Source organism: Natrialba aegyptia DSM 13077, assembly GCF_000337535.1.
GTDB lineage: Archaea > Halobacteriota > Halobacteria > Halobacteriales > Natrialbaceae > Natrialba > Natrialba aegyptia.
The window spans coordinates 12,963-25,855 of the sequence record NZ_AOIP01000045.1 but is presented as its reverse complement, the minus strand read 5'-3'; the positions used below and the strand labels follow the sequence as shown (position 1 = coordinate 25,855).

Genomic DNA, 12,893 nt, shown 5'->3' with positions numbered 1-12,893 from the left:
TTGAGGGGTAAGTCGTGATTCTGTTGGATGTGCTACTTAGAATGGAATCCAGGGGGTGACCATCCCTGGAGCGAGGTTTTCGAAGAGCGTCACGAACACATTGTAGCTGACCGAGAGGATGATCATGCCCGCACCGCCCCACATGCCTCGCCATCCCCATTGGGCACGGTCAGCATGTTTACGGGAGACGAACCAGGCAGCGGCACCAACGAGAAAGACGATGACACCGATCTGGCCGAGTGTCGTTGCGACGAATGACTCGATCTCCGACAAGGAATTGTTGATCTCGCTCTCCTGGGCAGCAGCTATCCCAGTAGTTGCAATGAAAGCGAACAGGGCGGTCAGGACTCGGGCACCTTTCGTTTTGCGTGCCATACTCGCTCTCTTAGGTGCTAGTATTTATATTTAATCCTAGATATAGGTATGGATACAAGTAGAACGATCACTGTATATAGTCACAGGCAATTGCCCATGCTCCGAGGATGACTGGCGGCCACGCAATCGTCCCAATGAGTCCGAATTCGGGGCTCAATCCAAAGTCGACCCAGGCAAATGCCGTTATCGCAGCGGCCACAATTCCCAGTACACTCGTTACGAGGAATGGTTTCGAGACGACTACCAGACTACCCAGCAGTGTCGCTCCCACCAGGAGGGCAGCCTCTCTCTCCACTGCCATCGGGGCATATCCGGCGGAGAGAGCGATTCCCCGAACAACGACGACGGCCCACAGAGCGATTGCCAGCGCTGCAAAAATCCCGCGTGCAGTCGCTCGCAGTGACCCAACCGTATACACGTGCGGACCATCACCGACCCAGTCACCAGTGAAGATATCGTGGTCGTGCTCGTTCTGGTGGCACGGCTCACACAATGTTTCCAGATTCGATAGCCGGTTCGAGCCACCCTCCGCCAGCGGAATGATATGGTGAGCGTGGAGCTGAACGCCTTCGTCACCAGCGTGCGGACCGCTTTGGCGACCGCACGATTGGCACGTCCAGTCGTCATGTCGGTAAACCGTCTTTCGACGGGCTTCCCAATCTGGCGGACGATTCCCCGAATACGTGTCGGGATCGTCATAGCGTGACTCAATCTGCGCCTCGAGTGCGCTCATTCGAGGTCGACCTCGAGTAGTTGCGTCCCCTCGATCACACTTTCGTCAGTGCCCGAGCCAGGATACCCGGCCATCCCGATCCCAGCGAAAGTGGTGCTTGGCCCAGTGAGGACTCGACGACGACGCATATCATCCGACAGTTTGTGTCCGATCATATATAGTTACCTGGGCAAGTGGCTAGGATGTTACCCCACAATGTATATGATTCTATGCGATGTGGGGTAACTCAGAATTGGGATGACCACAGAGAAACCAGAGCCACCAGATCTCCCAAAGACCCTCCGCAAGCCACTGGAACGCCAGCCACCTGACCGTCTCGACCAAGTGAGTACATATGCTGAGCAACTTGCCCGGTGGAAACGCGCCGAACGCGAGCGCGAAATCACCGAAACTCGAGAACGTGACTCGATCACTGACAATGAACAGACCACCCTCGAAGAACGCGGGATTTCGACCGATCCTTCTGATTATGAAGGTGTAGCTTCCAGTGGAGCATACATCACGATCAAGGAGACGAAACCCGGCTACAAATATTACTACTGGCAGTGGCGCGAAGGGAATTCCTGGAAGAACAAGTATATCGCACCCGTCGATCCAAGAGACACCACCGACTGAATTTATCGCTCACATCAAATCCCATGACGGGCACTCCGGCCGAATTTGTGGTGGCGATCTCGAAAAAATATGATATCGCACTATATGGTTTATACATGCAGAGCAGATTTTCATCAGATTTGGCGTGGGTTCAGCAGACTCTTCCGGTCTGCCGAACCCACAAACTGATAAGGTATCCGACTAAATTGCTGAATGACTCGAATATGCCACTCTTAGGATCGCCATACTGGACCGTGAATAGGCTTCTACCGGTTTCTTCGCCAATCCAGTTCCCAACAGTCGAAGCCCTCAGAGAAGGTTCCAATGAGTAAATCGGATATCGAGCTGGAGGGTGAGACCGAGGTGGAGCGGAGACCATCATTCGACGGTGTCCGGTGGACGTCGTGTTCGCTCGAAGACTTCATGGACCTATACTGGGACGAGATCGCCCCATGCCTCGAAGCAGAAGGTATCGATCCAACCAGCGAGAAACCAACCCACCAATGGTTTCGGGATCACGATGCACGGTCATTCCTCGCAGCACTCCGACGCCATCACGGTCGCTCCCTCGGAGAGTTCTGGAAGGAAGACCTCGAGCTTGGTGACGATGATGAGGGCTATATGTGGGCTACAGCGGACGAAGAAACGATCGACGCTCTCGAACAGTTCCTCAACCGCCGAAGATCCCGATACAGTCTGGCGACGTCATCCATCGACGCACTCCGAACGCGGCTGAACCTCTACGTCCGTGCCTACCGGGAGGCGAACGGTACAGACGACCTTCTCACACCGATTCAGAGAGAACGAGAGGCACCGGCTTACGAAGCTGTTGACGCGTGCTACGCGGCCTTTGACTGGTTGAACGAGGGAGCAGAGCGCGCGTACAGTCCTCAGACGCTCCAGCGCGTGCGGCGTGTCGCCGATTCTTGGTATCAGCATCTGGTTGGCCGCCGGATCGCCTCGATGAATCCTGCGAGCGGCCTCTATGACGAATTCAAGTGGGAAGTCGAAGAATCCCCAACGCCAGCTCTTTCAGCGACGCACATCCGGAGACTGAAACAGGCCGCAATGACGACGCGAGAACAGCTGTTGGTGGTGGCATTAGCTGGCTGGGGACTGCGAGCGAGCGAAGTCGCCGCACTCCATGTCTCACAGTTCCATCGCGACGTCCCCGAAAACGACATCCCTTTTATTGCGTTCGAGAACCGCAAGAATGGGCCCGGAGAAGTGTCGCTACTGTTCGGGTTAGCCGTGCTCGACTCCCGACTCGACGAATTAGCGGACGACGAAACGTGGGCTGGGTATCTGTTCCCCTCATCACAGGGAGAAACACCACACGTAACACGAGATACAATCCGGAACTGGTTCCAAGATTTGGCGTCGAAAGCCGATCTCCCTGAGAGAATCGAGGGAGAGCGTCCGAGTCCTCAGCTCTGTCGTCGCTTCTGGTACGATACCTATACTGCAGTCCTCGAGGGCGTTCTCGAAGGCGTCGAAGAAATAGCTGCAGAACAGGGTAGTAGCGATCCTCAGGTGGTCATGCAGAATTATCTGTCAGACTCACGATCGCGCCGAGTACGCCGCGAGTTCATGCGGGAACAGCTGGACGCTGCTTTCGGAGAAAAATCCACCTCGTCTTAACAGGAGCGCTCGAGCGTTCCGTGCAGTGGAGTCAAGAGTACTCATTCAGGCAGACTGCTGCACGTCATTACCGGAGCGACCGGGAGCCGTCCTGCGGTCGCTCCGGGAAACAGTTACAGCATTCCGTATCAGACGCTGGAATGATCACCTCATTCCCGACTATATCATATTTAATTACCCAATGGGAAATAATAATATTTATCATGAAGTGATGAACATCATATCCTGAGTTCGTGAGTTTGGTACTCCAAGAGGGGTGCATCATCTGAATAGAATGCTATTCATGCTATCCAATATTTTCCAGCGATTCACAATCCCGAAGAGAACTATTCCTCCGCCATCTTCCTTAGAAGAGAAAGAGAATGCTATTCATGCTATTTTGAAATCGAATCCTTTCGTTCTTGTTCGAATCGTTCAGCAACCTCGTCAACCAAGTCTTCCTCGACAACCGTACGCAGCAATGCGTCAGTCATCTCACGAACAACGATATTCTGATATCCACGGGTACTAAGCTCACGCTCTAGTTCGTAGTTCAGCCAAGAATCGAAGTTCTCGATAGTCTCTTCGCGCGCGTAGAACGGCCGTTGATTGGCTGCCTCGTATGAAAAGGCAGTATCTGACATCGGATCCAGTCCCTCGACGTCCTCCTCAACCGGTTCTTCGACGTGTTCAGTTGTCGTGTCTGTGGTCGATGGCTCGGTCGGTTCCTCTGTGGTTGTCGTCTCGTCTTGATCGTTAGAATCGTCTTCCAGTGTCTGACCAAGATCTGCAAACGGATCATCGTCGTCAACCATGTCGGACCACCTCACCAGCCTCAACGATGTGCGCGAGTTCATCGAAGCACGTCAGCTGATCACAGTCGGGATCGTAGTCCAACAGTGGTTTGCGTTCACCATACGCTTTTGTGATACTGGTTCGGTCGCGGATACCAGGTGTCGGACTAATGTCGCCGGTACCCACAGCCTCCCAGTCCGTGATTCGAGCGAAATTCGGGATTCGATCCTGCAAGCTGTTGTGTGAGTTCAGCCGTTCAAGGAGCTGGCGGTCCTGCGTCTGCTGATCGATACGGCCGTCGAGCATGTTCGGAACGAGCGCAAGGACGTCGACGTCCATGTGTTTTCGCAGCGGTGCAATCTGGCGCTCAATGGTCCGTTCCAGTCCGGACATCGCCTCGTTGCCGGGCGCGAGTGGAAGAACGAGATTGGACGTCGCGACGAGTGCGTTGTCGGTTAGACGGGAGCGATACGCCGGCGAGTCCGTGACGATGAAGTCGTATTCGTCGCCAAGTAGAGGTTCAACGACTTCCCGCTGCAGAAGCGCCGACGGTTGGAAGACGTCGCCAACGACGATCTCCCGCTCGACCTGCTCAAGATCCTCACTTGAGGGAAGTAGATCGAACTCGTAGTCGGTATCGTAGATGACGGATGTGGGATCTGCGTCATCGAAGAAGACCTCGCCGATGCTCTCGTCTGTGTTGTGGTAGTGATCATCGAATCCGAGACCGACCGAAGCGTGGCCATTTGGATCGAGATCAATGAGAAGGACATTATGGTCGTGGGTGGCCAGCTGACGCGCGAGGTTCACTGCGATGGTCGACTTACCAACGCCACCCTTCAGCATACAGACCGAGACAGCGCGAGAATTCCCCGCCGTATTCACCGAGTCGTATGGGCTATTTGGGCTATTCGTGCGATCTATGCTATTCCTGCTATTCGTTCCCGCCATGCTATTCTGAAATAGCGTTCTAGTCTCCCTTATATCTACGGCCGGTAAATAGCAAGAATCGTGTAGATAGTGTGAATAGCATAAATATGCTAAATGGAAGGGATAGTATGGTATTCATAAATAGCTTGAATAGCATAGGTAGTAACCGATCTATGAATAGAACACTACATGCGATTTCAGAATATCCCCGAAATGAACCTGATTACTTCGGGGCTCAGACAAGAGTCCGCACCTACTCCGTACCTCTGGCAATAACGGCCTCATCCAGTCTCTTCCATACAGTATCGAACATAGGTGGATCACCGGTGAGGTCTGGGAGCGTCGTCTCCCACTGACGGCGTATGTCCTCACGCTGATCTACCGGCAGCCCCGTGGTGAGATTGACGTCGAGATCGTCGTGGTCGCACTTTGCGTCGAAAGCAGGAAGAACAACATCGAACTCGATGTCAACGGATTCGGTCTCTAAGAGCTGATAGAGGTCGTAATAGTCCCTGGCTGCACCCCGTTGGAAGATCGCTCGCAACTTCTCTGCGAAGATCTCTTCGACACTATACGCCTGCAGTTCGAACTCGGGGATATCCTCGTAGGAGTGCGTATGGTGGACTGGGTCGAACGCAACGTACTCGTCGACCATTACGTCGAGGCTGGTCGTATTTGGATGGTCGAGCACCGCCCGATACTGGATACTCATGTCGACGTAATGTGTCGGATAGTGTTGCTGGCGGGACTCGTGGTGCTCGCGGATCGTGAACTCAATCCCGGAACGCTCAGTTACCGTGTCGAGGACGCCTCGGAGGTCATCTTCTGACCCCTGATACCGGCCTTCGACGCCGAAATCGAGATCTTCCGAGAACCGCCACGATTGAGGGAAGTACAGCTTACTGAGCGCCGTCCCACCCTTGAACATGAGGTTCTCGCCGTATCCACTCGTGAAGATACCCCAGAGAATCCACGAATTGACGTAGTTCTTCTCGGCGTAGCCCTGGCGAACACCGAGCTCCCGAGCGAGGACACGCAATCGGTTTTGACTGATCATCGGAAGTCAGGACTCCGTCGGACCGAGCGTGTCCGGGTCGACGTTGATCCGAAGGCGATATGCGCTGTCATAGGTCCCCTGCTCGCTTCGCGTGGGGTCGAGCAGCGAATACCCGCTCGTGAACGACTCGACAAGCGCCTCACGGGTCGGGAGGTCGATGTTCAGTTGATCGGCGAGGTAGACGATTCGCTTGGTCGCCGCGCCATTGTCAAGCCGCTGGAGGTACTCACCGACTGTCACCCACGAACAGTCCTGCTCGTCAGCTACGACCATCGCTTTTGCGAGTTCTCGAACACCACCGCAGTACTCAGGATGGTCGGCACAATCAACGAGTGTCTTCTCCAGGTCGGCCACGTTCACGGCGGTTCCCTCGATAGACGTCGACTCATAGCCGAAGAACTTCCGCTCGGTGACCATCGCAACTTGGTAGGGAACACCGTGGATCTCGCGACTCTGGGCCCGGGTCGGGGTGACGACGTACACAGTTCGCGGGACCTGCTTGGTCAGCCCGTGATGGCTGAGAGCGCTGTAGTAGCCGATATACATCGGCTCTGCGACGTGCGACGCAATCAGGTATTCATGAGTCGTGTACACGGCCTCCTCCCCAGCAGCAAGCGGGATGATGAGATACTTCCCGGGGAGGAGCCGGTCCAGCCATCCCTTCTCGGTGAGCCGGGAAGCGATTTCGCGAGCGGTATTGGATGTGACCTCGAGCGTCGCTTCGATGTCGTCGATCGAGATGATCTGGTGGCCCTCCGCGGCGAGGTGCGAGAGGAGCCGGCTCTCACGGGTAGAAAGTCCCTTCCGTATATTCTTCGCTTGTTGTGTGGAGCTCATACCTGCGTTTCGTACATAGACTATGAAGATTTGTAGGCTTCAACGTTGCGCCTCACCACCTCTTCGAATAGACGTCCAAACAATGTCGCTATTGACAACGCTGGCAAACATGACGATCTGCACACGGGACGTCTCGCCCCGACGTCATCCGATGTTACTGCCACAGTAATCGTGAGAACGTCCCCGGAGCGGTTAGAAGCGGGCGGGTGGCGTGCCGTCCACAAGAACATGACGGCATCAAACGTGCTCGCAACCAGGACCTCGCTGTCCATCCCGGACAAGCGACCGGAAATCATCACGAGAGTGTGTCGCCCTTGCCCACGAGGAGACAGGACAGTATGATCCGTCGTACTATGAGACGCAGCTGGTGTGGGCTGTTGAGAGGATCGTCTCACCTTCAGATGGGATTGGTCGGATATTCGACGAAGGTTGGCAGAAACACGATCAACCAAGATCACATCATTCTGACCGAGCAGCAATAACAGAATAGCGTGGAAGCACACACCCCCCTCGTTCGGAGTGAGATCCTGTACGACCTACGTAATGGATAGCAGCAGTAATCAGCTACAATTTCCAGACTAGACAAGATGTCTTCTGAAACTATATTTTAAAACTACAAGACAGCGTAGACTTCCGATGATCAGTTGTCTATCAGTTGTCTAGTTGTTAGCCTAGATTTATTACCTAGTAGTCCCAATAGTTCTCCAAGTAGAATACGCCACTAGTTAGAAGTATTCGTGAATACGCCTAACACTGGAAGTACAGCTATTCTATCCGCCGAATATAGGGGATGAATATTGAATTGAGAGTGTCCACTCGACGAATTTCAAACCCAAACCTCATGATCAAGTGGAAACACCGTCCCTAATCCGGTGGTATATAGGGCAGAATCTCATTCCGAACGAGGGGGGTGTGTCCCTAAAACTCTCACATCAATAAATCATCTCGCCGATCAGGCCCTCGGATAGCTCATTCCGAATCAGGGGTGTCAAGCTGGAATTGCTGATCATTTTGAACTAGTGGAATATCACCATCAAGAGAATAACTCACTCCGAATTAGGGGGGGTGTAGTCAGCGTACGACATATGGTTGGACGACAACTCACTCTGAATCGGGTTTCTTCGGATATAAATACGCAATCTCACGGTTTCATGCCATTCAACGCCTATAGACGGAGAATCTCATTCCGAACGAGGGGGGTAACGACTAAGTGGTTGCCTTTCGAGGGTGAATCTATGACGGACAACGAAGGATCTGAAGGAAGGGGTGACGAATCTATGACGGACCAACAGCCGGATGATTTCGATTCAACCAAGGTGGACATCTCGGCCTCTGAAAATACGTCTACCACTGAGGAAGTCCAGCAACAAGAGCCGACCGATCCAGCAAATGACCCATTGTTCGTTCGAGAAGGCGATGAACACGGTTCTTCAACCAAGATCTGGGCAGATCGAGATCTACTCTCCATTGGAACTGTTCCTGGGCCGGACCGCATTGTTGGTCGAGACGAAGAAATTAGATCGGTTGCTGGAGAAATCCGTCACCTCGTCCACGAATCCCAACCTAATCACGTCGTCATTTATGGCGAAACTGGGACTGGCAAATCACTTGTCAGCCGACACGTATCCGACCGTCTCATCGATACTGCCACTGCACGTAACGTTCCCGCTGCTAACGTCTACGTCGAGTGCAAGAAGAATAATACCGAAACGCGAGTCGCTCGAACAATCGCCCGTGCCCTAAGTGAAGCATCGGGTTCTGGCATCGAAATCCCTCGTATTGGCTTAGGATCTGCCGAATACTACGATTATGCATACGACATCATCGACGAGTACTACGATGGACTCATCGTCATCCTCGACGAGATCGATATGGTCGATAACGCTGAGGGACTCCTCCATGAACTCTCGCGAGCCCGAGAAGCTGGTCATACCGATGCCTATATCGGAATCATCGCTATCAGCAACGACATCGACTTCGGGCAAAAACTGAATGCACGCGTTCAGAGCTCGATGCGGACGACGGACTTCGTGTTTGAACCTTACCAGAGCGATCAGATCGAGCAGATCCTCGAGTATCGACGAGATGCGTTTCAAGAGGATGTCCTACAGGACGGCGTCATAACCGAGACTGCTGACCGGTCAGCGGATGAACATGGTGATGCGAGGAAGGCAGTCGACGTCCTGCGGATTGCCGGTGATATTGCTGACGACACCGATGCGGATGTCGTTAGAACGGATCATGTCGATAAAGCAGTCAAACGCGCAGAGGTCAATCGGGTCAAGGAGACAATCGAGAGTACCTCACCGCAGTCGAAACTCGTTCTCTATACGCTCGGCCGGTTGACTGACTCGAACAACCGCCGGTTCCGTACCTCTGGTATTTACGCTCAGTACGAGACGACCTGTGGTGACGTCGGCGCTGATCCCCTTTCGTATGATCGAGTGAGCCAGATTCTCAGCACGCTCTCGCTAATGGGAATTTCTGAGTCACATCAGGTTGGTGGCGGACACAAGCAGGGAGTCTATCTGGAACACCAGCTCATCAAGGACAAAGATGTAGTGATGAAAGCAGTTGTAGAGAGCGACGAACGGCTTTCAGAACTCCATAACGGATCGTACGAGATTTGATCAAGAAGGAGGGTCTGCTCTACTTGGAACCCAACCACTGAAGCTCATTCCGAATCAGGGGGGTGGTTTGGAGATACCTAGACTATCTAATCGTCTGGATAGACCGGTCCTTTATATTTCGAGATCCAAAAACGGCACATCTGAAGAACCTGCCCCTTCGATCTGGAGTTCTTTGAATAGCATCCTACTTCCCTCGAAGAACTCCATTCAGTTCAGCCTCAATCTAGCAGTGCCGTTTCGAGTGAGTTATCAAATCCAGCGTGAGAAACAGAAGCTAGTGAAGGAAAACCAGCCGTCAGAAGTGTTCCTCGAAAGAAGAAGAGACAGCCTACGTTGGAGGCCGAGTAGCCTCTCCGCTCCTGCTCTGTTCGCTAAGTAGCCGTGTCAGCGTCGATTTGATCCGTTCGGGGTCGGGCACATCTCGGAACGTAAGATCTTCGGTACTCGTTCCGGCGGTGTATATCCGGACATCGCCAAACGAGAGCATCCGCTCGAGGATCGTTTGCTCGTACGCAGTGTTCTGGACGCGATCGAGGCGGATCTGCGTGACATCGCGGGAGACAAGCCCGTGTTTAACGTAGATTTCTTCGTCGGTTATCACGTACAGCAGCCGCAACCACTCCAAATACGTCTTTCCGACGATCCCCGCGCCGACCAGAGTGAGTACGAGCGGGAGGAACCCAACCCACGCCGGCAGCGCTTGACCGTCGAATACTGACAGAAGGATCAGTGTGCCAACGATCCCGCCGAGTACGAACAGGAGGCCACCGATGATCGTGAACAGGATCGTGAATCGCGACGGCCGTCCGGACCACTGTACATTTTCATCTTCCGTCAGGTGGAGCCAGTCTGCGTCTTCGACGTTTTCTTGCGGCCGTATCAGCGCCATTGAGTCTCACGCACTGAGGATGTGTATGGATCCGTCTGCCAGTCGAGGACGCCACGGCGGCGTGCCCAGTACTGTATTCGGTTTCGGGTTACCATGGTGGTTTTTCTCCTCTTTTGGGCCTCTTATCTTGACCTATATATGAGTACTGGCGATTTCACCAACCCTCGGAGCGAGACTCACCGTTCGGTCACTGGCTGCTACTCCCTCGAGTCTCTGCATGGGGTGTTTCGACGTCTTGTCCGATTGCTTTCGCAGTCACACGGCAATGCCACACCGACGGCATTCTCGCCAGTATCGATATGGTGGCTTCTCAGTCGCCGTTTCCTTGGCTCGCTTATCCGTCTTCTTGCTCTCGTTCGAGCGTGTCGATCAGTTCTTGAGCCGTGTTGCTAATTCGATCCAGCCGATCAGCGACCGCCTCGGGATCGTCACCGCTCCACGCTGCGAGGTAGAACGCCGACCCGCTCATATCCAGGTCGAAATAGCGCCCGACGATGTAGGCCACAGCTTCCGCTTCGACTTCGCGTTTCGCTCGCTCATCACGATCATCGATATCGAAGTGCAACAAGGCGTGAGCGTACTCGTGGATAAACGTCCCAGCGAGGTCTGCCTGGTTGTCTCGATCTTTCACCTCGACGCGCGGGCGCATCGTCATGGGACTGCGGTGTTTGCAGACGCCCTTCGCTTCTCCATATTCCCACTCCTCAGGGGAGACAATCTGTGCGTCGACATCCAGGTGCTCTGCACTCTCGAGGAGGGCTGGCACCAGCTCACCGGCGTCACCGTATGCCTCAGTCTCGAGCTGTGGAAGTGGCTCTCCCTCAGTCTGTGAGATATCGAAGACAGCGGTGGGTTTGAACCCGACGAGTCCTTTCGACCACTTCTCGGATGGCGTCTCGTCGTACTCACAGGAACTGTTCTCGTGGTAGCTCGGCGAGTTTCCGCACTCAGGGCACTGTTTCGTGATGATTGGAGCCCAGATCCAGATCGCGCTCTCGCCTTCCTGGACGTGCCGGTCGAACTCGGTGCGCCACGTGTTGTACCCCGCAACCCGGGTTGCGTGGGGATACTGGTGCTTGATCAGGAGCGTGTTCCGGTAGGAGTAGTCGTGGAAGTGACTCTGCACATCGAGCCAGGCTTTGAACTCCTCACTGGCCGCCGCCTCGTCGACGAGGTCGACAAGGTCGTTAACCCAGCTTTCGATCGTCTTGTTCATCTCGTCGCTGCGCGTCTCGGTCTCGGTGAACGAAGCTGGTCGCTCTGTGGTCACAGACATTGGAATCACTCGTGTTGACGCTCTCGCCTGTTCGAAAGCGCCTCACCCCTCTCAGGGGGACGACCAACACCACGCTCATCGCACACCAGACTTCGAGTGAAAAATCGGCTCACGCCGGCATGAAGACGCTCCGCTCATCGACGATCTCCTCGAGTCGATTCTGCGTCCGATGTTCAAAGTAACAGTCGTACGAGCAGTACCCACAGACCCTGCCAGTATCGTACTCGGCAACGAACGGTCCACGGTTAGTTGTCCAGACGTTCGCTTCACATGCTGCACACGCCGCACTTGAGAGGTCGCTCGGCGTTGGTCCCTCGTACTCGAGATCGACGTCCTCGACGTGGAGCTGTGTCTCCGGCCAAATGCCCTGGGCCTGCCAGAAGGCTTTGATCCGGCCCAGGCTGTGGCGCACTAGCTTTCGGACGGTGACGTGATCGGCGTCACGTCCGCTGTCGTCCCAGCCGTCAGCTGACCAGAACTCGCCGAACTGGGCTCCACGGTGCAAGCCGTTCCAATCGAGCCCGACGATGTTTGCCGGTGGATCGCCGGAAAGCGTCGGCCGAGTGAGCTGCTCGATCGCGGTCACCTGCTTACGTGGACTGCCACCGAGGATGTGGACTCGTCGTCCACGCCAGTCTGCCGGATCCGAGAACTCGTGTGCAAGCTGATCGGAGTACCCACGCGGGTAGCCGAGCACGAGGTCTTCAGGGATCGCGTCGATCGCCTCGCGGCACTTCGGTACGATCACAAGCTCCGATTCAGGGTAACTCGCCTGAAGGTCGCGTGCAGCCCGAACATACTCGCAGGCCTCGTCGACGGAGTAGGCGTCACCGAGGACGCCAACGCGAGGCTCGTACTCTCTGAAGCACTCGATGTATCGCTCGAGGTCGGGATTGCGAAAGTCGTTGTCGAGCATCCCGACTGGCAACTCGAGCGTCTCGTACTGACCCTGCTGGTAGGTACAATCTTCGCGGAATCCGGGCAGGTAGCCGAGGTTGAGCGCATCAATCGCGAACGGGACGCGGTGGAGAAACGCGACGTAGTCAGCCTGCCGAGCGGCTCGAATCTCGGCGGCACTGTCGGCACTGATCGGTATCGGGTGTGCGGATCGTGACATAGAATGGACTTCAGAAGGCGCAGTGAGCTGTTGCTCAATT

The 12,893-nt window shown here is 54.7% G+C and carries 13 protein-coding genes and 2 pseudogenes; 4 read left to right on the top strand and 11 right to left on the bottom strand.

Annotated features, from left to right (window positions below; all coding sequences use genetic code 11):
* Window positions 1-36 precede the first annotated feature (36 nt).
* The 4 genes and pseudogenes from C480_RS17710 to C480_RS24585 all read right to left on the bottom strand — a co-directional run bounded on the left by C480_RS17710 (window position 37) and on the right by C480_RS24585 (window position 1,236).
* Window positions 37-375: a hypothetical protein gene (locus C480_RS17710; RefSeq protein WP_006666998.1), complete on the bottom strand. Its 339-nt coding sequence runs from the start codon at window positions 373-375 to the stop codon at window positions 37-39.
* A gap of 67 nt (window positions 376-442) precedes the next feature.
* Window positions 443-793, bottom strand: a complete 351-nt coding sequence (locus C480_RS24270; protein ID WP_241433865.1) for a hypothetical protein — start codon at window positions 791-793, stop codon at window positions 443-445.
* A 54-nt stretch (window positions 794-847) separates the two neighbouring features.
* Window positions 848-1,108 (bottom strand): annotated as a pseudogene (locus C480_RS24265) (HNH endonuclease); the annotation flags it as partial.
* Window positions 1,105-1,236 (bottom strand): hypothetical protein, encoded by a 132-nt coding sequence (locus tag C480_RS24585; protein ID WP_275040288.1) that lies wholly within the window; start codon window positions 1,234-1,236, stop codon window positions 1,105-1,107. The pseudogene C480_RS24265 and the gene C480_RS24585, both read right to left, overlap by 4 nt.
* Window positions 1,237-1,345: 109 nt before the next feature.
* On the opposite strand from C480_RS24585, the gene C480_RS17700 reads away from it, so the two are divergent.
* The gene (locus C480_RS17700; protein WP_049903919.1) at window positions 1,346-1,723 is read left to right on the top strand and encodes a hypothetical protein; all 378 of its coding nucleotides are present in this window, start codon (window positions 1,346-1,348) and stop codon (window positions 1,721-1,723) included.
* 303 nt (window positions 1,724-2,026) lie between these two features.
* Entirely contained in the window at window positions 2,027-3,343 is a 1,317-nt protein-coding gene (locus tag C480_RS17695; protein ID WP_006666995.1) for a tyrosine-type recombinase/integrase, read from the top strand.
* Between the two features lie 374 nt (window positions 3,344-3,717).
* Here the strand turns inward: C480_RS17695 and C480_RS17690 are convergent, their stop codons facing one another.
* The 4 genes from C480_RS17690 to C480_RS17675 all read right to left on the bottom strand — a co-directional run bounded on the left by C480_RS17690 (window position 3,718) and on the right by C480_RS17675 (window position 6,941).
* The gene (locus C480_RS17690) at window positions 3,718-4,137 is read right to left on the bottom strand and encodes a hypothetical protein (protein WP_006666994.1); all 420 of its coding nucleotides are present in this window, start codon (window positions 4,135-4,137) and stop codon (window positions 3,718-3,720) included.
* Window positions 4,130-5,068, bottom strand: a complete 939-nt coding sequence (locus tag C480_RS17685; RefSeq protein WP_083873407.1) for a ParA family protein — start codon at window positions 5,066-5,068, stop codon at window positions 4,130-4,132. The genes C480_RS17690 and C480_RS17685 overlap by 8 nt, the downstream gene beginning before the upstream one ends.
* 232 nt (window positions 5,069-5,300) lie before the next feature.
* Window positions 5,301-6,104, bottom strand: coding sequence for a nucleotidyl transferase AbiEii/AbiGii toxin family protein (locus C480_RS17680; RefSeq protein WP_006666992.1), 804 nt, complete (start codon window positions 6,102-6,104; stop codon window positions 5,301-5,303).
* A 6-nt stretch (window positions 6,105-6,110) separates the two neighbouring features.
* Window positions 6,111-6,941, bottom strand: a complete 831-nt coding sequence (locus C480_RS17675) for a type IV toxin-antitoxin system AbiEi family antitoxin domain-containing protein (protein WP_006666991.1) — start codon at window positions 6,939-6,941, stop codon at window positions 6,111-6,113.
* Window positions 6,942-7,177: 236 nt separating this feature from the next.
* Here C480_RS17675 and C480_RS24795 point away from each other — a divergent pair.
* Window positions 7,178-7,409: pseudogene (locus C480_RS24795) on the top strand (type B DNA-directed DNA polymerase); the annotation flags it as partial.
* Between the two features lie 809 nt (window positions 7,410-8,218).
* Complete coding sequence (locus tag C480_RS17670) at window positions 8,219-9,571, top strand: Cdc6/Cdc18 family protein (protein ID WP_006666990.1); 1,353 nt, start codon at window positions 8,219-8,221, stop codon at window positions 9,569-9,571.
* Window positions 9,572-9,899: 328 nt separating this feature from the next.
* Here the strand turns inward: C480_RS17670 and C480_RS17665 are convergent, their stop codons facing one another.
* From C480_RS17665 to C480_RS17655, 3 genes are all read right to left on the bottom strand, one after another.
* Window positions 9,900-10,460, bottom strand: coding sequence for a PH domain-containing protein (locus tag C480_RS17665; protein WP_006666989.1), 561 nt, complete (start codon window positions 10,458-10,460; stop codon window positions 9,900-9,902).
* A 334-nt stretch (window positions 10,461-10,794) separates the two neighbouring features.
* Complete coding sequence (locus C480_RS17660) at window positions 10,795-11,736, bottom strand: ArdC-like ssDNA-binding domain-containing protein (RefSeq protein ID WP_006666988.1); 942 nt, start codon at window positions 11,734-11,736, stop codon at window positions 10,795-10,797.
* 109 nt (window positions 11,737-11,845) lie between these two features.
* Window positions 11,846-12,853 (bottom strand): DUF6610 family protein, encoded by a 1,008-nt coding sequence (locus C480_RS17655; protein ID WP_006666987.1) that lies wholly within the window; start codon window positions 12,851-12,853, stop codon window positions 11,846-11,848.
* Between the last annotated feature and the right edge of the window lie 40 nt (window positions 12,854-12,893).

Bases quoted from the DNA above. Each gene is read 5' to 3' on its own strand.
- C480_RS17670 (WP_006666990.1), top strand. From the start codon at position 8,219: ATGACGGACCAACAGCCGGATGATTTCGATTCAACCAAGGTGGACATC.
- C480_RS17675 (WP_006666991.1), bottom strand. From the start codon at position 6,941: ATGAGCTCCACACAACAAGCGAAGAATATACGGAAGGGACTTTCTACC.
- C480_RS17695 (WP_006666995.1), top strand. From the start codon at position 2,027: ATGAGTAAATCGGATATCGAGCTGGAGGGTGAGACCGAGGTGGAGCGG.
- C480_RS17680 (WP_006666992.1), bottom strand. From the start codon at position 6,104: ATGATCAGTCAAAACCGATTGCGTGTCCTCGCTCGGGAGCTCGGTGTT.
- C480_RS17655 (WP_006666987.1), bottom strand. From the start codon at position 12,853: ATGTCACGATCCGCACACCCGATACCGATCAGTGCCGACAGTGCCGCC.
- C480_RS17700 (WP_049903919.1), top strand. From the start codon at position 1,346: ATGACCACAGAGAAACCAGAGCCACCAGATCTCCCAAAGACCCTCCGC.
- C480_RS17690 (WP_006666994.1), bottom strand. From the start codon at position 4,137: ATGGTTGACGACGATGATCCGTTTGCAGATCTTGGTCAGACACTGGAA.
- C480_RS17660 (WP_006666988.1), bottom strand. From the start codon at position 11,736: ATGTCTGTGACCACAGAGCGACCAGCTTCGTTCACCGAGACCGAGACG.
- C480_RS17685 (WP_083873407.1), bottom strand. From the start codon at position 5,068: ATGGCGGGAACGAATAGCAGGAATAGCATAGATCGCACGAATAGCCCA.
- C480_RS24585 (WP_275040288.1), bottom strand. From the start codon at position 1,236: ATGCGTCGTCGTCGAGTCCTCACTGGGCCAAGCACCACTTTCGCTGGG.
- C480_RS17710 (WP_006666998.1), bottom strand. From the start codon at position 375: ATGGCACGCAAAACGAAAGGTGCCCGAGTCCTGACCGCCCTGTTCGCT.
- C480_RS17665 (WP_006666989.1), bottom strand. From the start codon at position 10,460: ATGGCGCTGATACGGCCGCAAGAAAACGTCGAAGACGCAGACTGGCTC.